This window comes from Rhodococcus sp. W8901 (genome assembly GCF_013348805.1).
GTDB lineage: Bacteria > Actinomycetota > Actinomycetes > Mycobacteriales > Mycobacteriaceae > Prescottella.
Map to the genome: position 1 here is coordinate 1,552,773 of NZ_CP054690.1, position 20,640 is coordinate 1,573,412.

Genomic DNA, 20,640 nt, shown 5'->3' on the forward strand with positions numbered 1-20,640 from the left:
TGGAAATTGTGCTTTCCGTCGTCCCACGCCCCGTCACGGTCCGGGCCCCGTCCAAGGTCAATCTGCACCTTGCCGTCGGCGACCTGCGCGAGGACGGCTACCACGAACTCAGCACGGTCTTCCAGGCGCTCTCGCTCAGCGACGACCTCTCGGTGGTGCCCGCGGAGACCCTGACGGTCCGGGTGCGCGGGGAGGGCGCGGCGGCGGTGCCGACCGACCGCACGAACCTGGTGTGGAAGGCCGCGGAACTGCTGGCCGCCGAGGCGGGCATCACTCCCGACGTCGAGATCTCGATCGTGAAGGGCATCCCGGTGGCCGGCGGCATGGCGGGCGGCAGCGCCGACGCGGCCGCCGCGCTGGTGGCGCTCGACGAGCTGTGGGGCCTGGGCCTGAGCCGTGATGAGCTGAGCGGTTTCGCGGCCCGGCTGGGCAGCGACGTCCCCTTCTCGCTGCACGGTGGGACCGCCGTCGGCACCGGCCGCGGCGAGAAGCTGCTGCCGGTGCTCTCCCGCAACACGTTCCACTGGGTGCTGGCGCTCGCGAAGGGTGGGCTGTCGACGCCGACGGTGTTCCGTGAACTCGACCGTCTCCGCGACGAGGGCGATCCGCCGCGGGTCGGTGATGTCGCGGACCTGATGCACGCGCTCGCGGCCGGAGACGCCGCGGCGCTGGCTCCGCTGCTCGGCAACGACCTGCAGGCGGCGGCGCTGGCGCTGGCTCCCGACCTTCGGCGCACCCTGCGCGCCGGGGTCACCGCGGGCGCCCTCGCCGGGATCGTGTCGGGCTCCGGCCCGACCTGTGCGTTCCTGTGCGAGGACGCCGACGCGGCCGTCGCGGTGGGGGCGGAACTCTCGGGTGCGGGAGTGTGCCGCACCGTACGCGTCGCGAGCGGGCCCGTGCCCGGCGCGCGCATGATCGACCCCGAGCCGGAAGAAGGCAGCCACTGATGGCGAATTTGATCAATCTCGAACAGGTTTCGAAGTCCTTCGGCATCAAGCCGCTGCTCGATTCCGTCTCGCTCGGCGTGCAGGAAGGTGAACGCATCGGTGTCGTCGGCCTCAACGGCGGCGGCAAGACCACGATGCTCGAGGTGCTCGCGGGCATCGAGGAACCCGACTCCGGTCGGGTCAGCCGCGTCGGTGGGCTGCGAATGGCGGTCGTCACCCAGCGCGGTGTCCTGCCCGAGGGGTCGACGGTCGGCGACGTGGTCCTCGGACCGCTCGGTGTCGCGGACCACGAATGGGCGGGCGACGCACGGATCCGCAGCATCCTCGCGGGCATCGGGATCGACAACCTCGGCCTCGATGCCGGGGTCGACGGACTCTCCGGCGGCGAGCGGCGGCGTGTCGCGCTGGCCGCGGCGCTGGTGCAGGACCTCGACCTGCTGGTGCTCGACGAGCCCACCAACCACCTCGACGTCGAGGGCGTGCAGTGGCTGGCCGAACACCTGGTGTCGAGGCGCTCGGCCCTGGTCGTCGTCACCCACGACCGCTGGTTCCTCGACACCGTCGCGAACCGTACGTGGGAGGTGGTGGGCGGCAAGGTCGAGAGCTACGAGGGCGGCTACAACGACTGGATCTTCGCGCGCGCCGAGCGATCCCGGCAGGCCGACGCCGCCGAGGAGCGCCGGCAGAACCTGGCGCGCAAGGAACTCGCGTGGTTGCGGCGCGGACCGCAGGCGCGCACGTCCAAGCCCAAGTACCGGGTGGAGGCCGCCGAGGCGTTGATCGCCGATGTCCCCGCCCCGCGCGACAGCATCGCGCTCGCGTCGTTCGCGAAGCGCCGGCTGGGCCGGGTCGTCATCGAACTCGAGGACGCCAAGCTCACCACGCCGGACGGCCGCGAACTGGTCCACGACCTCACGTGGCGGCTCGCGCCCGGCGAGCGTGTCGGCCTGGTCGGGGTCAACGGCTCCGGTAAGACGACGCTGCTGCGCACCCTCGCCGGCGAGCTCGAGCCGGCCGAGGGCAAGCGGATCGAGGGCCAGACCGTGAAGATCGGGTGGCTGCGCCAGGAACTCGACGACCTGCCCACCGACATGCGCGTGCTGGACGCGGTCAAGGATGTCGCCGAGCGGATCACGCTGGGGGACAAGGAAGTTTCGGCCGGCCAGCTCGCCGAGCGGCTCGGCTTCGCGCCGGCCCGCCAGCGCACCCCGGTGGGCGACCTGTCCGGCGGCGAGCGTCGTCGTCTGCAGCTCACCCGCGTCCTGATGGCCGAACCCAACGTGCTGCTGCTCGACGAGCCCACCAACGATCTCGACATCGACACCCTGCAGCAGCTCGAGGATCTGCTCGACGGCTGGGCCGGCACGATGGTCGTCATCTCCCACGACCGCTACCTCATCGAGCGCATCTGTGACACCACGTGGGCGCTGTTCGGGGACGGCAAGCTGACGAACCTGCCCGGCGGTATCGAGGAGTACCTGCGCCGGCGCGCGGTGCTGGCGCAGAAGCCGGAGAACGTGGCGCAGTCGGTGGCGTCCACTGCCGGGGCGTCCGCGCCGAGGGTGGCCCGCGACGGGGCGGCCGATCGGGCGGCCCGCAAGGAGCTCTCGCGGCTCGAGCGCGCGGTCGCCAAGCTCGACGAGCGCGAGGCGAAGCTGCACGCCCAGCTGGCGGAGGCGGCGACGGATCCCGCGAAGCTCATGGCGCTCGACGCCGAGCTCAAGCAGGTGGTGGCCGAGAAGGAGGCCACGGAGGAGCAGTGGATGGAGCTCGCGTCCGAGGTCGACTGAGCCGCGGCGGTGTAGCTGCCCTGCAACGATAATCGCACTACGGACCCCATACGTGCGTGGTGACGGTTAGCCTGCACTTGTACCGTACGGGTCTGGGCGGAGGGCGGGCATCGTGGATCTGGAGGCGATAGCCGAGATCAGTCGGCTCAAGTACCGATACGTGCGTGCCCTCGACACCAAGTCGTGGGTCGACTTCGCGGACACCCTCCTGCCCGATGCCACGGCCACGTATGCCGAGCACCTGCGGTTCGATTCGCGGGATGCGTTCGTGTCCTTCCTGCAGGACACCCTCGGTCCGCACGTGATCACCGAGCACCACTGCGGGCACCCGGAGATCGACGTCAGCGGTGATACCGCGACCGGGATCTGGTACCTGTCCGACACCGTCGTGGTGCCGGGCGACCAGATGCTGATGCACGGCGCGGCCTTCTACGAGGACACCTACCGGCGGGATGCCGCCGGCCGGTGGAAGATCGCGCACACCGCGTACGAGCGCACCTACGAGTCGGTGTACTCGCTCGCGGACATGCCGAGCTTCCGCCTCACGTCGAACCGGTGGGCCCTCATCGGCTCGCCGCAGTCCGGAACGGCGTCCGGGATCGTCCCGTGACGGATCTCCCCGCTGCCGGCGTCCTGCCGTATCTCACGGTGCGCGGGGCGGGGCAGGCGATCGAGTGGTACCGGAAGGCGTTCGGCGCCGAGGTGGTGGGCGAGCCGATCGTGATGGACGACGGCCGGATCGGGCACGCGGAGCTGCGGCTGCAGTCCGGGATGATCTATCTGGCCGAGGAGTTCCCGGAGATGGGGCTCAGCGCGCCGGAGTCGGGCGCCACGTCGGTGAGCCTGATGCTGCCGGTCGACGACACCGACGCGGTGCTCGAACGGGCCCGCGACGCCGGCGGCAGGGTGGAGCGGTGGATCTCGGAGAACCACGGCCGCCGCAACGCGACGCTGATCGACCCGTTCGGGCACCGCTGGATGCTGTCGGGTCCGGTCAAGGACTGACGGGTTCGCGGGTGCCCGGTCGTGGGGCCGGTCGGCTGGTCCGTACCAGGGTTTCCTTGGACAGGAATACTGCGAGGGCGGACAGTGCAATGAGCCCGATGAAGTACCAGGCGATGTTGTCGGTACGGCCGCCGTTCCCGAGTCCGACGAGCCAGTTCGCCATCAGCGGTGCGGTCCCGGCGCCGAGGACGGAGCCGAACTGGAAGGTCAGGGAGACACCCGTGTAACGGTCCTGCGTTTCGAACTTCTCGGCGAGGAAAGCGCCGATGGGGCCGTACATCGACGCCTGGATGATCGGATTGCCCACCAGGAAGCCGATCGCGACCAGCCAGTAGCTGTCGGAGTTGAACAGCGCGAACATCGGGAAGACGAGCACGACGGAAACCAGCCCGCCGGCGAGCATGATCGGGCGGCGTCCGTATCGATCCGAGAGCCAGGCGAAGAAGGGGATCGCGAAGATGTGGACGACGCTGGAGAAGGTGAGCATGTAGAGGGCGTCCTGGCGCGGCACCACACCCTGGGCCGCGACGTACGGAACGACCCAGACGGCGAGCAGCGCCTGCATGAACAGCGGTCCGGCCGTGGCCAGGATCCCGTACACCGTGGACGCGGGGTACTTCTTCAGAACGCGGAGGATCGGTGTGCCGGTGTGCACTTCACCGGCTGCGCGAGCCTTGGCGAAGTCCGGGGACTCTGTCACGCGGTAGCGCATGAACAGTCCGACGATCACCAGCGCAGCGGACATCAGGAACGGTACGCGCCAGCCCCAACTGAGGAACTCTTCGTCCGGAAGCCCTGCAAACAGGGCCAGAATCAGAGTCGCAAGGACAGACCCGGTGGGACCGCCGGTGACGGCGATCGATGCGGCGAGGCCGCGACGATCCTGCTTCACGTGTTCGGCAGCCATGAGGGTGGCGCCCGCCCACTCGCCGCCGACGGCGAGGCCCTGGATGACGCGGAGGGCGACCAGGATCAGCGGAGCGGCCACTCCGATCGTCTCGTAGGTCGGCATGAGGCCGATCGCGACGGACACGAGCCCCATCATCATCAAGGTGATGACGAGAATGTTCTTGCGCCCGAACTTGTCGCCGAAGTGCCCGAAGAGGATGCCGCCGATCGGGCGCGAGATGTAACCGGCGAGCAGGATGATGAACGAGAGCGTCGACCCCAGTACCGGATCCATCGTCTCCGGGAAGAACAGCGCAGGAAACACCAAACCTGCTGCGGCGCCGTAGAGCAGGAAATCGTAGTACTCAACCGTCGATCCCAGAAAGCTCGAGACCAGCGCGCGACGCGAATCCTTCGGCGAGGGATCCGTGTGCGCGGTGTGCGGAAGATGCATGGCACTCCTTCGATGTGGCGACGTCAATCGACGAATCCACAGGTTCGACTGTGTGACGCATCACAGCAATCGAGCGTGCCGTACGGCGGCACGCTCTGGCAGACGACTAGGGTTCCGCGTATGTCCGCCAGGCAGATCCGCGCGTCGTATCCGGACACTCGTAGTTGGATCCGTGCCATTCCCGGTGCGTCGGCCACCGCGCCCGCCACCGGACTCCCGATGCCCGGCGCCACGGGCGCCGCCGCGCTGCCCGCCGACCCGGTGGCCCAGTTCCTGGACTGGCTCGAGGAGGCTGTCGTGGCCGGCGTGGTCGAACCGCACGTCGCGACGCTGTCGACGGTGGACGAGGCGGGCGCGCCCGATGCCCGCACGCTGCTGCTCAAGGACGTCACCGAGGCGGGATGGTGGTTCTCGTCCGACCGGCGTTCACCCAAGGCGCGGCAGTTGGACGCTGATCCGGTTGCGGCGCTGACCTTCTACTGGCGGGAGCAGGGCCGTCAGGTGCGGGTACGGGGTTCGGTGGTGCGCGGCGACGCGGACGTCAGCGCACGGGACTTCCTGGAGCGTTCGGTGACGGCGCGTGCGGTGGCCGCGGCGAGCCGGCAGAGCGAGATCCTCACCGATGTCGCGGAGTACGACGCCGCGGTGCGGGAGTCGGTGGCCGAGGTGGAGGCCGATCCGTCCTACGTCGAGGACACCTGGCAGGCTTGGTGTCTGGTCCCGGAGACGGTGGAGTTCTGGCACGCCGATCCGGGCCGCCGGCACCTGCGGGTGCGGTACCGGCGCAGCCTGGAAGTCGAGGGTGTGAGCTGGGCCCGCGACGCGCTGTGGCCGTGAACCGATCGAGAAGAACATAAGGAGGTCCGGTGACGTCGTTCATCCAGACCCGGGTACACGGGAACGTCGCAGAGATCGTGCTCGATCGGCCCAGGGCGCTCAACGCCCTGGACGCGAGCATGATCCGAGACATACACGCGGCACTGGTGCAGTGGCGCGACGACGACGCGATCGCCGTGGTGCTGGTGACCAGTTCGTCCGAGCGCGCGTTCTGCGCAGGCGGCGACATCAAGTCGGTGCGGCAGTCTGCACTGGACCGTGACCACAACGCCGTCCACAAGTTCTTCTCCACCGAGTACCAGCTCAATGCGCTCATCGCGAACTACCCCAAGCCGTATGTCGCGCTGATCGACGGACACGCGATGGGTGGTGGGCTCGGCATCTCGGTGCACGGATCGATTCGTGTGGTGACCGAGAAGGCCGGCCTCGCGATGCCCGAGACCGCAATCGGCTTCTTCCCCGACGTCGGTGCCAGCTACTTCCTGCCCCGGCTCACCGGCGCGACGGGAATGTACCTGGGCCTCACCGGTGCCCGGGCGTCGGGCGCGGACGCCGTCGTCGCCGGTCTGGCTACCCACTTCGTGCCCAGCGACAAGCTCGACGCGCTCGCCGACGAGATTCGAGCGATTCGCAGCGGCGGAGATGTCGTCGCCACGATCGAGCGTCACGCCACCGAGGCGCCGGCATCGGAGATGGCGGATCAGCTCGACGAGATCGACCGTGTCTTCGGGTCGGGCAGTGTCGCCGACATGGTGGCGCGGCTGACCGGCGACGACGAGTGGACCAAGGCCACCCGCGAGGCGCTGGCCACGGTTGCCCCCAGCAGCCTGTGGATCACAGCCGAGTTGGTGCGCCGGGGCGCGGACCTGACCCTCGAGCAGTGCCTGGATCTCGAACTGGCACTCGGCGCCGAGGTCACCCGCAACGCGGACTTCATCGAAGGTGTGCGGGCCGTTCTGGTCGACAAGGACCGCAATCCGTCGTGGAATCCGCCGTCGGTCGACGACATCGACGCCGAGGCGATCGAGGCGCTGTTCACCGAGGTCACCGCCGAACCGGCGGAGTAGCCGCGGTCAGACGGTCACGGGCAGGTCGAGTTGCAGGCGTGCACCGCCGAGCGGACTGTCGGTCAGCGCGGCGGTGCCCCCGTGCAGTGACGCCTGCTGCGCGATCAGTGCGAGACCGAGCCCGGATCCCTCCGGGTGCGCGGACGATCCCCGTGCGAAGCGCTCGAACAGCGTCGCGCGTTCGTGCTCGGGCACACCGATCCCGTTGTCGTCGACCGCGATCGTGACACCACGGTCGCCGTTGTCGGCGACGGTGATCCGGACCCGGTCGGCGCGCCCGTGCCGGACGGCGTTGGTGACCGCGTTCTCGAGTACCAGGCGAAGCCCCGACGGTAGCCCGCGCATCGGCAGGGACGGTGGGGTGGAGAGTTCGACAGCCACGTCGGGCAGGCGTCGGGCCGACTCCTGCACGCATCGGTCCGCCAGTTCCACCAGGTCGAGGTCTTCGTGATCGTCGGCGTCGGACAGCTCACCGACGGCCAGGCTCTCGAGGTCCGACAGGGTGTTCTCGATCTGTCGCTCGGTGGCCAGCACGTCGCGGACGATCTCGGCGCGCTGCTCGTCGGACAGGGGCATCGTGGCGAGCACCTCGAGGTCGGTGCGCATCGAGGTGAGCGGGGTGCGCAGTTCGTGGGCGGAGACGGCCGCGAAGTCGCGTGCCGACCCGAGGGCAGCCTCTGTTCGGCTCTGCGCCTTACCGATTCGGGTCAACATGTGTCCGATGGCTTCGGCGAGCTCCTCCGCCTCGCGTGCCCCGCGGATGTCGGGGAGGGCGGCGGGCAGTTCGTCGCCGACGGTGTGGGTGGCCGCGGCGAGCCGCTGCAGGGGGCGCACCGCCCGCCCGGCCAGCAGCCAGCCGAGCCCGGCCGCGACCGCGATGGCGACGATCGCGGCGCCGGCCACCTGCCACTGCTGATCGCGGATGGCGCGGCTGAGCGCGTCCTCGGGAACCGAGACGGCGACCAACGTGCCGGCCGCGCCGATGATCGGGACGTCCTTGGCGCGGACGGCAGCACCGTCGATCGTGGTCGCACGGACAGAGTCGGTGACTTCCGCGGCGGGGGTCGAGACGACCGCCGGGTCGCTCTCGACGAGGGGTGAAGTGGGTGCGGCGCCGAATCCCGAGATCGCCGACTCGGACGGCACAGTCAGCGACACCGAGTCCAGGGTGCGATCGAGTTGTTCGGAACTGTTGACGCGCAGGAACACCGCGAAGGCGAATCCGATCGCGGCGATCACGATGGTGGCGGCGAGCGCCGCGACGAGCGCGACGCGGGCCCGCAGGGACAATGAGCGTCGGCGCGGCCTCACGGCTGATCCCGTAACACGAATCCGACTCCTCGCACGGTGTGCAGCACGCGGGGCATCCCGTTCGCCTCCAGCTTCTTTCGCAGGTACGTCACGAAGACGTCGACGACGTTGGTGTCCGCGTCGAAGTCGTAGCCCCACACCAGTCGCAGCAGCTGAACCCGGCTGAGGACGATCCCCGCGTTCTCCGCGAGGACGGCGAGCAGGTCGAACTCGCGTTTGGTCAGCTCGACGCGCTCACCCCTCGCGCGGACACGTCGACCGGGCAGATCCACCTCGAGCTCGCCGACGGTGACGACACCTGCCGGGACGTCCTTGCGGGGTGCCCTGCGCAGCAGTGCGCGCAGTCGGGCGACCAACTCACCCAGCTCGAACGGCTTGGTGAGATAGTCGTCGGCGCCGGCCTCGAGTCCCGCGATCCGGTCGCCGACCGTGCTGCGGGCGCTGAGGACACAGATCGGGACGTCGTTGCCCATCGCGCGCAGAGCGGTGACGACGCTGACCCCGTCCAGGCCCGGCATGTTGACGTCGAGGACGATCGCGTCCGGGTTCGACGAGCTCACGGCCCGCAGCGCGGAGGCCCCGTCCGGCGCGGTCTCGAGGTCGAAACCGGACAGGCGGAGCCCCCGCGTGAGGGATGACAGGACCTTGGGGTCGTCGTCGACGAGCAGGATGCGGGCGCTATCGGTCACTGGATCCATAGTGCCCGGTCCCTCAGGTTGCTCAGCAGGCGCGCGCTGTGATCATCACCGTGTCGGCGCTGTCGGTCGACGACGTGACGGCGGGTGCGGCGTCGGCCTCGACGTACGCGGCTTCGCTGAGCTCGGCAGCGGCAGTGCTTTCCGTGGACGCGCCGGCCTCGGTGACCACCGGACCGTTCTCGGCACCGTCCGCGATCAGCTTCTGGATCTCCTCCTCCGACAGGTTCTCGGTCGAGCACGCTTCGGTCATTACCGCGGCGGGGGCGGAGTCGGTCGGGGAGGTGACGGCCACCGGCTCGCCGGAGGGAAGGGAGTTCTGCGCCCAGGCGACGCCGGGGACGGCAAGAGCGCCCGCTGCAGCGATGCTCGCGGCGGCGACGGCGACCTTGCGGCGTGTGACGTTGCGGATGAGGGACTTGGTCATGGTCGGACTCCTCGCTCGGTGTCGGAGCCCCGGTGGCCCCGACACCAGCCAAGCTATGGGCGCAAAACTCGGCTCCCGTTAGCGAAGTCTTAGGGGTTGATTAGAGAATCACGAGCGCGCGATCCCGAGCGCCGCGGCCAGCTCCCGCAGCGCAGGAAGCGGATCTCCGGCCATCGGCAGTACCTGGATCGCAACGTGATCGGCGCCTGCATCGAGATGCTCGGTGAGCCGGGGCGCGATGGAGGCCGCGTCGCCGTGCGCGACGAGGGCGTCGATGACGCGGTCGCTGCCGCCGTTGTCGAGTTCGGCGGTCGGGAAGCCGAGACGTTCGAGGTTGCGGCGGTAATTGCGCAGGTGCAGGTACGGGTTCTCGACGGCCTCGCGGCCGGTCGCCCGGGCGGCGTCCGAGTCGGTACCCAACACCACCTTCTGTTCCGGTGCCAGCAGCGCGTCCGGGCCCAGCACCTCGCGGGCCTCGCGGGTGTGCTGCGATGTCGTCAGGTACGGGTGCGCCCCGGCGGAGCGGTCCGCGGCCAGCTTCAGGACCTTCGGACCGAGCGCGGCGAGCACGCGCCGCTGCACCGGGACGCCGGCGTCGTCGAGGACGTCGAGGTAACGGACCAGGGCCTCGTAGGGCCGCTCGGCACCCATGCCGGGCACCTCCGGGTGGCCGACGCCGATCCCGAGCACGAACCGTCCGGGATGGCGAGATTCGATGCGGTGGTACGACTTCGCCACCTCGTCGGCGGGTGCGGCGAAGATGTTCACGATGCCCGTCGCGACCGTGATCTTCTCGGTGCCCGCCACGAGGTCCTCGATCACCTGCAGATCCGCCGGGGGAGACCCGCCCGCCCAGATAGCGCCGTATCCGAGGCGCTCGATTTCCGCGCCCACCTCGGGTGGCAGACCGAAGGCGTGACGCCAGACGCCGAACGCGCCGAAGTGCAAGGGCTCTGCTGTGTCCTGTGTCATACCCGCTGCAACGGGACCGGTCGGTGGTTCATTCCTGACGCGGCGCGACGTCGGTGGTTTCCGGCTGGGCGACGGTCCGCCGCTGGATCCGCAGCCACACCGCGAAGCCCCACAGTACGAAGCCCGCGTAAACCAAATACAGCAGCGCCGACGGGTAGTAGCCGCCGCTGAAGAGCAGCGGCACGCCGACGGCGTCGACCCCGATCCAGATCAGCCAGAACTCGGTCCAGCCGCGGGCCATGCCGTACGTCGCGAGGATCGACCCGGTGAAGATCCACGCGTCGGGCCACGGACCCCACGACCCGAGCGCCTCGAAGACCTTCGCGAACACGACGGTGCCGATCGCCATCGTCGCGATCATGCCGATACGCGCGCGGGTGGACGCCCAGTGCGGGAGTACCGCCTTGCCGGAGTCGTTGCGCGACTGCAGCCAGCGTGTCCAGCCGTACGCGCTCACGGTGATGAACAGCAGCTGGCGGCCGGCCTGGCCGTACAGGTTGAGGTCCTGGGGGGTGTGGAACAGCGCGCCCATGAACACCGTGAACAGCAGGGCGTTGCCGATGATGCCCACCGGCCACGCCCACACGACGCGCTTCATGCCGCCGATCGCGGACGCGATGCCGAAACCGTTCCCGATGATCTCGCGCCACAGGATCGTGGCGCCGCCGATGTGCAGTTCGGCGTCGAACAGCGTCTGCAGAACGCTCACTAGTCGCCTGCGGCCACGAGCGGCTCGAGCGTGAGCTCCGGCATCTCCTTCTGGATGTACTGCAGGCGCCACTTGTCGCTGAACAGCGCGAGCAACACGCCGTCGGTGCGGGTGAAGACCTCCACGCCGCGCTGGCGGCCCAGCTCGACGGCGGACTCGGCGTCGGTGCGGCGGCACAGCGCGTAGCCGAGCGGCTCCATCCGTGCCTCGACGTTGAACTCGGCCTTCATTCGGGCCGCGACCACCTCGAACTGCATGGGGCCGACGGCCGCCATGACGGGCGACGCGTCGCCGCGGATGTCGTTTCGCAGGATCTGCACGACGCCCTCGGATTCGAGCTGGTCGACGGCGCGGCGGAACTGCTTGTACTTGCTGGCGCTCTCGGCGCGCAGCACCGAGAAGTGCTCGGGCGCGAACGACGGGATCGGCGGGAACTCCACCTTCTTGTCGGTGAACAGCGTGTGGCCCGGCGCCAGCGCGTTGGCGTTGACGAGGCCGACGATGTCGCCGGGGTAGGCGTTCTCGACAGTGGTGCGGTCGCGCCCGAAGACGGTCAGCGCGTACTTGGTCGCGAACGGCTTGCCGGTCTGCGCGTGCGTGACGACCATGCCGCGCTCGAACACACCGGACACCACGCGCATGAACGCGAGGCGGTCGCGGTGCGCGGTGTCCATGCCGGCCTGCACCTTGAACACGACGGCGCTGAACGGGTCGGTGACTTCGCGCGGCTTGTCGGCGATGTCCTTGCGCACACCCGGCGGCGGCGCGAGCGCGACGAGGGTGTCGAGGATCTGACGGACGCCGAAGTTCAGCATCGCCGACGCGAAGATCACCGGCGAGGTCTGGCCCGCGAGGAACAGTTCCTGGTCGTGATCCTGGCCGCTCGCCGAGAGCAGTTCGCTCTCCTCGGCCGCGGTCACCCATTCGTCGCTCTCGCGAGCCGCGGCCGCGTCGGCGTCGAGGATCTCCTCGGGAGCGATCTTCGCGCCACCGGCGGTGCGGGTGAAGCGGATGTACTCGACGGGCTCGCCCGCAGCGTCTCCCAGGCCGCGGCGCAGCAGACCGCGGAAGTCGCCCGCGATGCCGACCGGCCAGTACAGCGGGGTGGGGACGAGGCCGATACGGTCGTTGATCTCGTCGAGCAGTTCCAGCGGCGTGCGGCCCGGGCGGTCCCACTTGTTGATCACGGTGATGACCGGGATGCCGCGGTGGCGACAGACCTGGAACAGCTTCAGGGTCTGCGGCTCGAGGCCCTTGGCGGCGTCGATGAGCATCACGGCCGCGTCGACAGCGGTGAGCACGCGGTAGGTGTCCTCCGAGAAGTCGGAGTGACCGGGGGTATCGACGAGGTTGATGACGTTGATCTGGTCGTCGGGGGTCTCGTCGGAGTGGTAGTTGAACTGCAGCGCCGTCGACGACACCGAGATGCCGCGAGCCTTCTCCATCTCCATCCAGTCGGAGACGGTCGACTTACGGCCGGCCTTGCCGTGCACGGCGCCGGCCTCGGAGATCATCTTCGCGTGCAGCGCGAGAGCCTCGGTCAGAGTCGACTTACCGGCGTCGGGATGAGAGATGACGGCGAACGTGCGCCGCCGGGTGGCCTCGGCCTTCAGGGACTTGGGAACGGCACCCGCAGTGGACGCCGTCTCGGCGGTGGTGAGCTCGGCCGAGTCGGGCGCGCTAGTCAACGGGTGAGCCTCTCAGGTTCGTGGTCGGAGTCCGGGCGATGAAGCGGTGGTGAGAAACCGATACCAGGGTACGCGGGCGCTGTGCTGGTCCGAGGTCGGCACCGCCGACGTGGTCCGAGGTCGGCACTGCCGACGTGGTCCGAGTTCGGCACCGCCGACGGGTAACAGGTCGGCACCGCTTGTGGATATACGTGTCGGGAACCGGGGGAGACAGTCGTAGTGTCCCGACAGGGACCGGCAGGAGTTTGCGATGAGCAAGTTCACCGACGAGATGTATTCCACGGCCGCGACGAGTTCGCAGGCCCTGATCACCGGCGAACCCGACGCGCCGCTGCGCCAGGAGTGGGGCGAGGTCCACGCGATTGCGCGCCGCATGGCCGGTGCGCTCGCCGACGCCGGGATCGAGCACGGCGACGCGATCGGCGTTCTGGCCGGCATGCCCGTCGATATCGCCCCGGCCTGTCAGGCGACGTGGATGCGGGGCGCGTCGGTGACGATGCTGCACCAGCCCACGCCGCGTACCGACCTGCAGGTGTGGGTGCAGGACACCGAGATGATCATCAGGATGATCGCGGCGACCGCGGTGATCATCGGGTCGCCCTTCGAGGCGGCGGTCCCGTTGCTGATCGAGCGCGGGATCAAGGTCGTGACCATCGACGAGATGCGTGCGGGCGGTGAGATCGACCCGGTCGACACGTCCGAGACCGACATTGCGTTGCAGCAGTTGACCTCCGGGTCCACCGGTTCGCCGAGGGCCGTGCAGCTCACGCACGGCAACTTCTACGCCAACGCCTACGCGATGATCGACCGCGTCAAGTTCAACCCCGACCGCGACGTCATGATCAGCTGGCTGCCCCTGTTTCACGACATGGGCATGATCGCCTTCCTCGCCGTGCCGATGCAGATCGGCGCCACCACGGTCCACATCACCCCGCTCGACTTCCTGAATGCGCCGCTGCTGTGGGCGGAACTGATGGGGAAGTATCGCGGAACACTCACCGCGGCACCGAATTTCGCGTACTCTCTGCTCGCCCGCCGGTTGGCGCAGGCGCCCGAGGGCGAGTACGACCTGTCGACCATGCGGTGCCTGCTCAACGGGGCCGAGCCGGTCGATCCCGACACGATGATCGCGCTCGCCGAGGCCGGCGCCCGATTCGGCCTGGATCCGATGGCGCTCGCCCCGACGTACGGGATGGCCGAGGTGACCCTCGCGGTGTCGGTGCCCGAACCCGGGCAGGGCATGGTGCTCGACCACGTCGACCCGGACCTCTTGGAGGCCGGCGGAATGGCGGTGCGCTCCAACCGAAGTAACGCTCGACCCCTCCCGACGCTGGGGCCGCTGGTGCCGGGACTCGAGGGGCGGGTGGTCGCGCGGGACGGGTTGGAGTTGCCGCGCCGCGCCGTCGGCGTGATCGAACTACGTGGAAAGTCCGTCACGCCCGGCTATCTCACCGTCGACGGGCCGGTGCCGACGCAGGACGACGACGGCTGGATCAACACCGGCGACATCGGCTACTTCACCGAGGACGGGCTGGTCGTGGTGTGCGGACGCGTCAAGGACGTCATCATCATGGGCGGCCGCAACATCTATCCCACCGACATCGAGCGCGCCGCCGGATCGGTCGCGGGGGTGCGCCCCGGCAACGCAGTCGCGATCCGCCTCGATGCCGGCGACAAGCGGGAGAGCTTCGCAGTTGCTGTGGAGACCAACGCAATCGACGACGAGGACGAGGTGAAGCGGATCGAGCGGGAGGTCGCGCACGCCGTGGTCTCCGAGGTCGGCGTCCGCCCGCGCAACGTCGCGGTCCTCGGGCCCGGGTCGATCCCGAAGACCTCGTCGGGCAAGCTTCGACGGTCGAGTTCGATCAGCCTGCTCTGAGGGCCTGAATCAGGCTGCGGCGAGGACCGGTTCGACGATGCGCTCCGCGACGGCCCGGCGAATCTCGGTCGGGATCTGCGCCTCGTGGGCGCGTCGGACCGCCACGGCGAGCCGATCGGCGGTCTCGTTCAACAGGTGCCCACTGTGCCCGCGCACCCAGGAGAAACGGACGTGTCGACCGACTAACGAGTGCCTGATGCGGTCCGCAACCACCGCGGCCTCCCCATCGCGTGGCAGCGGCCAGTTCGACTGCAGCACCCCGAGGTGCTGCAGTGCCGCCTGACTGTCGGTGAGAATGTGGAGCCGGCGGTCGGTGAACCGGTCGATCGCGAGTTCGATCGCGAGCAGTTCACCGGTGAGCACCGTCTTGACGTTCGGGACCATCCGCTGATGACGATTGCCCTCTTCGCTCACACAGGCCACGCCGACTCCCCGGCGGCGTGACTTGGAGGCATCCGTGGCGACCGTCAGCTCCGGCAGCGCCGCGATTCGCAGGCGCTCGAGCTCCTCGCGTGCGGTCGTCCGTGCGCCGGCATCGGCATCGAGGGCATCGAGACCAACGCGTGAGAGATCCGCGACGGCGCCCCGGGCCACCCCGACGATCGTGATCGACGGGAATGCGTCGAGGACGTGATCGATCTCTTTGCGGAGGGTGTTGTCGGTGAGGTGGAGCAGGATGGGCTCCGCGCGGGTGGCGGAGAGGTCGAGGAGGAACGAGAACGCATCGAGCGCCGCCGCGAAGTACGACGCGTCGGTTGCATCGTCGCGGACGAACAGGCGCGTGTGCGTTTCGTCGTTCGCCTGCCACACGGCGACGGCGCGGGCGAGACCGCCGTCGAGGCAGCGGTTCTTGCGGGCGTGGATCACGGCAAGCACGGGCTTTCTCCTTCGTTCGGATCCTTTGTTCGGGTAACACCGAACAGAATGCCCGGTACGTACGACAGCAACGTGATGAAGATTGATAACCGGGGTTATCGACGCTCGCTCGTGCATTTGGGGCGGGGCGATCGGCCCGATCGGATAGATTGCTCGGGCGGCCGTCGACCGAGGCCGGATCGAGGTGGGGGGAGTCCGACGCATGCGCGAGTCAGAACAGTCACCCCTTCTCCTCACCCGGCCGGACATCGCGAAGCTCGCCAAGGTGCAGCGCCCGGTCGTCACCGCATGGGCACAGAGGTACTGCGGCGATGATCGCCCTTTCCCGAGGCCGACCGTCGTCGACGGTGTCCTGGACAAGTTCGATGCCGACGAGGTGGTCGAGTGGCTGCGGTCGCGAGGCCTCGGTAACAACATCTCCTTCGCTGAGGACGTCGCGATCCATGCCGCGCTGGACCACAAGACCTCAATGCACCCACACGCGGTGATCGACGGCATCACGGCCCTGCTGGCCGTCAAAGTGATGTTGGGGGAGCGTCTCGGTGATCTCACGCCCGACGACCTGCTCGACGAGGTCGAAGAGCTCGACCCCGACAACGAGTTTCTCTGTGATGAGCTCGAGGCCCTCGGCGACGAACTCGCCACCTTTGCGCGGTACACGGATCGGATGTCCGACGCCGCGTTCACTTCGGTCGATGCGTTCGAGGCAGTGATGGCGCGCCGTTTCCGGATGCAGCGACCCGAACTGTCCGACAGTGCCCTCGGCGCTGCGGCGTTGTCTCTGGGAGCACGAGTGAGTGTCGCACTCGCGGAAGACACCGACACGCTGTTCATCGATCCGGCGCCGGCGAGTACCGACTTGCTGATCGCGCTGCGAGCCGCATTGCCCGAGTACGCGGAGCCGACCGTCATGACGGGAGGTTCGTCCACTCCGACTGCGCGCCTGGCGCTGCGGCGGCTCGCGGTGCACGGGTTGCGGCGCGAGAGTCTGCCGGAGGAGGGGTTCGGGGCGGACTTCAGCGTCGACCGTCCGGCGGTGTTTCTGACGCAGTACCCGTCGTCGTCCACGACTGGCTACACGGACGTCGACATCCTCGCGGAGATCGAGAACATCTCGTTGCAGATGGGTCCGGGGCAGAGCGCGGTGATCATCGGCCCGGCGGCGACGTTTGCCGACCCGCTACGTGAGCGGGAAGCCGAAGCGCTGCGTTCGGATCTGCTGCGCTCGGGTCACCTGCGTGCAGTCGTCCGGCTGTCGGAGGGGTTGCTTCCCTCGCGGCCGGGTCTGTCGATGGCCCTGTGGGTACTGGGCGCGGTGGACCGAACGATTCCGGCCGCCGCTCGGCGCACGGTGTTGGCCGATCTCAGCGCTGTCGAGCTCACCGACGACGTCATCGACGGAGTGATCGCCGACGTCACTGCCGCGATGGGTCCGTGGGAGTCCGTGCGTGCACACGCCTTTCGCTTTGGCCACTTCTACAAGACTGCGGAACTGCTCGCCGCAGGCGGGGTGCTCACGGCGAAGCCGAAGGTGCATCGTCCTCCGGTCGACGCCGGTGAGGCCGCGGCACGTGTGCTCGAACTGGTGGGTGCGCTCGACAGCGCTGCCGGACTTGTCGATGGTGGGCTCGATCTGCGGGTCGAATACCGGACGACGAGGCGCCCGCGGTTCCAGACGGCCGGAGAACTGGCCGCCGCGAAGGAGCTCCGGGTGCTGCCCGGTAACCGGATCGATGCCATCGATATCGAGGCGCGCGGTTCGGTGCCGGTGATCGGTACCGACGAGATCCTCGGTCGCTGTGAAGTCGGATCGCGGGGCATCGACCGTCTGACGTTCGTCACCGACTACCCCAGTGGCCGCTACACCGAGCCGGGCGACATCGTGTTCTGCACTAGCCCGTCGTTCGGGGTGATCGTCGACGTCGAGGGGTCGTCGGTGGTGATGTGGCCGGCCCGGATCCTCCGAATCGCGGACGTGGGCGCTTCCGGGCTGGTACCCGAACTCGTTGCGCGGCATCTGCAGAGCCGCAGGGTGGGGGCCAAACCGCCGGGCGCGATCCGCAGCGGATCGGCTTGGAAGACCTGGGAGATCCCGCGAGTGCAGGCCGATCAGGTGGGTGCGGTCACTGCCGCGCTCGCCGACCTCCGGGAGCGTCGGGCGGCTGCCCGACGGCTGCTCGGCACCCTCGAAGACTTGACCACCACGCTGGTGGACGGCGTGGCGCACGGAGCGCTCACCGTCGCACCGGCACCACAGACCGTCACAGAGAAAGGCTGACGATGCCATCGAGGAAGAAGTCTGCGGTCTCCGCGCCGTCGACGATGAAGGAACTCAAGGACACTCTGTGGAAGGCCGCGGACAAGCTGCGCGGGTCCATGGACGCCTCGCAGTACAAGGACGTGATCCTCGGGCTGGTGTTCCTCAAGTACGTCTCCGACGCGTTTGACGAGCGCCGCGGCCAGATCCGTGAGGAGCTGCTGGCGGAGGGGATGAACGAGGATCAGATCGCGACGCTGATCGACGACGAGGACGAATACCTCGGCAGCAGTGTCTTCTGGGTTCCGGAGCCGGCGCGGTGGAGCTTCCTTGCGGAGAACGCGAAGGGCATTCAGGAAGCTGTCGGTGTCGAGGGACGCACGGCCGGTGAGCTGATCGACGCTGCGATGCGTGAGCTGATGGCAGCCAATTCGACTTTGGCGGGCACGCTTCCGACGATCTTCAATAACCAGAGCGTCGACCAGCGCCGGCTCGGTGAACTGATCGACCTGTTCGGCGACACCCGCTTCACCGGTCACGGCGCGACGAAGGCGCGGGACCTGCTGGGTGAGGTGTACGAGTACTTCCTCGAGAAGTTCGCGCGTGCGGAGGGTAAGCGCGGCGGCGAGTTCTACACGCCCGCCGGGGTGGTGCGGGTACTGGTCGAGATGCTCGAGCCGTACAGCGGTCGTGTGTACGACCCGTGCTGTGGTTCGGGTGGCATGTTCGTGCAGACCGAGAAGTTCGTGGAGCGGCACGGCGGCAACCCCACCGAGGTGGCGGTGTACGGCCAGGAGCTCAACGAGCGCACGTGGCGGATGGCGAAGATGAACCTCGCGATCCACGGCATCACCGGCAACCTCGGGGACCGCTGGGAGGACACGTTCGCCCAGGACAAGCATCCGGACCTGTTGGCAGACTTCATCCTTGCCAATCCGCCGTTCAACATCAAAGACTGGACACGCAAGGAAGACGACAAGCGCTGGAAGTTCGGCGTTCCCCCGGCGGGCAACGCGAACTACGCGTGGATCCAGCACATCATCTCGAAGCTCGCCGAGCGTGGCAGCGCCGGTGTCGTCATGGCCAACGGGTCGATGTCGTCGAATTCCGGTGGCGAGGGCGAGATCCGGGCGCAGCTGGTGGAGGCCGACCTGGTCTCGTGCATGATCGCGCTGCCCACACAGCTGTTCCGCAGCACCGGAATCCCGGTGTGCGTGTGGTTCTTCGCGAAAGACAAGGCTGTCGGGCCGAAGGGCAAGATCGACCGCCAGGGCCAGGTTCTGTTCATCGATGCCCGCAACCTGGGCTACATGGTCGACCGCGCCGAGCGGGCGCTGAGCGACGACGACATCGCCAAGATCGCTGGCACGTTCCATGCCTGGCGCGGAACGGGATCTGCTTCCGGTGCTGTCTATGAGGACGAACCCGGCTTCTGCTACTCGGCCACTCTCGCGGAGATCAAGGAAGCGGACTACGCCCTCACTCCGGGCCGGTACGTCGGCGCTGCTCCGATTGAGGACGACGGCGAACCGATCGCAGAGAAGCTGGAGCGGTTGACCAAGGAACTGTTCGAGCAGTTCGACGAGTCGGCGCGATTGCAAGCCGTCGTGCGCGAGCAGTTGGGGAGGGTGTTGTGAGTGCTCCTGTCTTGGCTCGCTACTCCCTCCCGGAGTTGTTGTCGGAGATCGTTGATAACCGTGGAAGATCCTGCCCAACAGCGGATTCGGGGATTCCGTTGATTGCAACCAACTGCCTGAAGGAAGATCAACTTTATCCTGTTTCTGAGAACATCAGGTATGTCGATCGCCAGACGTATAGCGAGTGGTTTCGAGGCCACCCGGAGCCGAACGATATTCTGTTCGTATGTAAAGGTAGTCCGGGACGGATTGCGATGGTGCCTGACCCGGTACCGTTCTGTATTGCGCAGGATATGGTCTCGCTACGGGCCGATCAGGCGAAGGTCACGCCTCGCTACCTCTACTATCTACTGAAGAACCCTGACACTCGACGCAAAATCGAGAACATGCATGTGGGGACGATGATTCCGCATTTCAAGAAGGGCGATTTCGGCAAGCTGCATCTGGATGTCCATTCGTCCCTCGCGCAACAGTGTGCTATTGCCGGAATCCTCGGTGCCCTCGACGACAAGATCGCCGGGAATCGCAAGCTGACCGAGAAGGTTGAGGAGCTGGCTTCGATCACGTTTGCTCAGATGCTCGAAGAATCGTCGACTGTTCCTCTCTCGGCGACTGCTGACTTCGTCAACGGAAAGGCGTTCACCAAGGGTGCGAGTGGAACCGGCCGTGTTGTGGTTCGGATTGCTGAACTGAATTCGGGTATCGGCGGGTCGACTGTGTTCAGTGACATCGAGGTCGACGACAAGTTCGTCGCGCGGGCAGGAGACATCCTTTTCGCTTGGTCGGGCTCGTTGACCCTGCATCGGTGGTTCCGTGACGACGCCATTGTGAACCAGCACATCTTCAAGGTGATTCCTGCAGAGGGATACCCATCGTGGTTGGTCTATCAGCTGATTCAGCGGAAGCTGCAACAGTTCAAGGACATTGCCGCGGACAAGGCCACGACGATGGGACACATCCAGCGCCGCCACCTGGACGAGTTGGTCGAGGTCCCCTCCCGCTCTGTCATTGAGCAGCGCGATTCGTTCATGACTGCGTTGTGGGAACGTGCGCTGCTTGCTGAACAGGAATCCGAGACCCTCGCCGCCACCCGCGACGCGCTGCTTCCACGTCTGATGTCTGGGGAACTTCGCGTCCGTGATGCGGAACGTCAGGTCGAAGCGGTGCTGTGAGCGACGAGGCGCGAACGGACGCGGGGCAG

At 67.9% G+C, this 20,640-nt stretch carries 18 protein-coding genes; 10 read left to right on the top strand and 8 right to left on the bottom strand.

Features of this window, described 5'->3' with window-relative positions; translation table 11 throughout:
- Positions 1-8: 8 nt before the first annotated feature.
- The 4 genes from HUN07_RS07445 to HUN07_RS07460 all read left to right on the top strand — a co-directional run bounded on the left by HUN07_RS07445 (position 9) and on the right by HUN07_RS07460 (position 3,742).
- Positions 9-947, top strand: coding sequence for a 4-(cytidine 5'-diphospho)-2-C-methyl-D-erythritol kinase (locus tag HUN07_RS07445; RefSeq protein WP_174908841.1), 939 nt, complete (start codon positions 9-11; stop codon positions 945-947).
- Positions 947-2,737 carry an ABC-F family ATP-binding cassette domain-containing protein gene (locus HUN07_RS07450; protein WP_174908842.1) on the top strand — a complete coding sequence of 597 codons (1,791 nt, stop codon included), beginning with the start codon at positions 947-949 and terminating at the stop codon, positions 2,735-2,737. Before HUN07_RS07445 ends, HUN07_RS07450 begins: the two co-directional genes overlap by 1 nt.
- Positions 2,738-2,849: 112 nt before the next feature.
- Positions 2,850-3,347: a nuclear transport factor 2 family protein gene (locus tag HUN07_RS07455; RefSeq protein ID WP_114718252.1), complete on the top strand. Its 498-nt coding sequence runs from the start codon at positions 2,850-2,852 to the stop codon at positions 3,345-3,347.
- The gene (locus HUN07_RS07460; protein WP_174908844.1) at positions 3,344-3,742 is read left to right on the top strand and encodes a VOC family protein; all 399 of its coding nucleotides are present in this window, start codon (positions 3,344-3,346) and stop codon (positions 3,740-3,742) included. Before HUN07_RS07455 ends, HUN07_RS07460 begins: the two co-directional genes overlap by 4 nt.
- Here the strand turns inward: HUN07_RS07460 and HUN07_RS07465 are convergent.
- Positions 3,732-5,084: an MFS transporter gene (locus tag HUN07_RS07465; protein WP_174908846.1), complete on the bottom strand. Its 1,353-nt coding sequence runs from the start codon at positions 5,082-5,084 to the stop codon at positions 3,732-3,734. The two genes, HUN07_RS07460 and HUN07_RS07465, sit on opposite strands and share 11 nt — an antisense overlap.
- A gap of 120 nt (positions 5,085-5,204) precedes the next feature.
- On the opposite strand from HUN07_RS07465, the gene HUN07_RS07470 reads away from it, so the two are divergent.
- On the top strand, positions 5,205-5,921 hold the full coding sequence (locus HUN07_RS07470; protein WP_174908848.1) for a pyridoxine/pyridoxamine 5'-phosphate oxidase: 717 nt from the start codon (positions 5,205-5,207) through the stop codon (positions 5,919-5,921).
- A 29-nt stretch (positions 5,922-5,950) separates the two neighbouring features.
- A complete protein-coding gene (locus HUN07_RS07475) occupies positions 5,951-6,988 on the top strand; it encodes an enoyl-CoA hydratase/isomerase family protein (RefSeq protein WP_174908850.1) in 1,038 nt (345 codons plus the stop codon).
- Positions 6,989-6,994: 6 nt separating this feature from the next.
- On the opposite strand, the gene HUN07_RS07480 is transcribed toward HUN07_RS07475, so the two are convergent.
- From HUN07_RS07480 to HUN07_RS07505, 6 genes are all read right to left on the bottom strand, one after another.
- Positions 6,995-8,299 (bottom strand): sensor histidine kinase, encoded by a 1,305-nt coding sequence (locus tag HUN07_RS07480; RefSeq protein WP_174908852.1) that lies wholly within the window; start codon positions 8,297-8,299, stop codon positions 6,995-6,997.
- Complete coding sequence (locus HUN07_RS07485; protein ID WP_174908854.1) at positions 8,296-8,997, bottom strand: response regulator transcription factor; 702 nt, start codon at positions 8,995-8,997, stop codon at positions 8,296-8,298. The genes HUN07_RS07480 and HUN07_RS07485 overlap by 4 nt, the downstream gene beginning before the upstream one ends.
- A 22-nt stretch (positions 8,998-9,019) precedes the next feature.
- Positions 9,020-9,421 (bottom strand): hypothetical protein, encoded by a 402-nt coding sequence (locus tag HUN07_RS07490; protein ID WP_174908856.1) that lies wholly within the window; start codon positions 9,419-9,421, stop codon positions 9,020-9,022.
- 108 nt (positions 9,422-9,529) lie between these two features.
- On the bottom strand, positions 9,530-10,393 hold the full coding sequence (locus HUN07_RS07495) for an LLM class F420-dependent oxidoreductase (protein WP_174908858.1): 864 nt from the start codon (positions 10,391-10,393) through the stop codon (positions 9,530-9,532).
- 28 nt (positions 10,394-10,421) lie between these two features.
- Positions 10,422-11,102, bottom strand: coding sequence for a nicotinamide riboside transporter PnuC (pnuC, locus tag HUN07_RS07500; RefSeq protein WP_174908859.1), 681 nt, complete (start codon positions 11,100-11,102; stop codon positions 10,422-10,424).
- Entirely contained in the window at positions 11,102-12,790 is a 1,689-nt protein-coding gene (locus HUN07_RS07505) for a peptide chain release factor 3 (RefSeq protein WP_174908861.1), read from the bottom strand. Before HUN07_RS07505 ends, pnuC begins: the two co-directional genes overlap by 1 nt.
- A 250-nt stretch (positions 12,791-13,040) precedes the next feature.
- On the opposite strand from HUN07_RS07505, the gene HUN07_RS07510 reads away from it, so the two are divergent.
- A complete protein-coding gene (locus HUN07_RS07510; RefSeq protein ID WP_174908863.1) occupies positions 13,041-14,669 on the top strand; it encodes a fatty acyl-AMP ligase in 1,629 nt (542 codons plus the stop codon).
- Between the two features lie 9 nt (positions 14,670-14,678).
- On the opposite strand, the gene HUN07_RS07515 is transcribed toward HUN07_RS07510, so the two are convergent.
- A complete protein-coding gene (locus HUN07_RS07515; RefSeq protein WP_174908865.1) occupies positions 14,679-15,545 on the bottom strand; it encodes a ribonuclease H family protein in 867 nt (288 codons plus the stop codon).
- Positions 15,546-15,747: 202 nt separating this feature from the next.
- Between HUN07_RS07515 and HUN07_RS07520 the strand changes: the two genes are divergently transcribed.
- The 3 genes from HUN07_RS07520 to HUN07_RS07530 are packed head-to-tail and all read left to right on the top strand — an operon-like array spanning position 15,748 to position 20,611.
- Positions 15,748-17,823 (top strand): hypothetical protein, encoded by a 2,076-nt coding sequence (locus HUN07_RS07520; RefSeq protein WP_174908867.1) that lies wholly within the window; start codon positions 15,748-15,750, stop codon positions 17,821-17,823.
- A 2-nt stretch (positions 17,824-17,825) separates the two neighbouring features.
- Positions 17,826-19,439, top strand: coding sequence for a class I SAM-dependent DNA methyltransferase (locus HUN07_RS07525; RefSeq protein WP_174908869.1), 1,614 nt, complete (start codon positions 17,826-17,828; stop codon positions 19,437-19,439).
- Positions 19,436-20,611 (top strand): restriction endonuclease subunit S, encoded by a 1,176-nt coding sequence (locus HUN07_RS07530; RefSeq protein ID WP_174908871.1) that lies wholly within the window; start codon positions 19,436-19,438, stop codon positions 20,609-20,611. Before HUN07_RS07525 ends, HUN07_RS07530 begins: the two co-directional genes overlap by 4 nt.
- Positions 20,612-20,640: the final 29 nt, after the last annotated feature.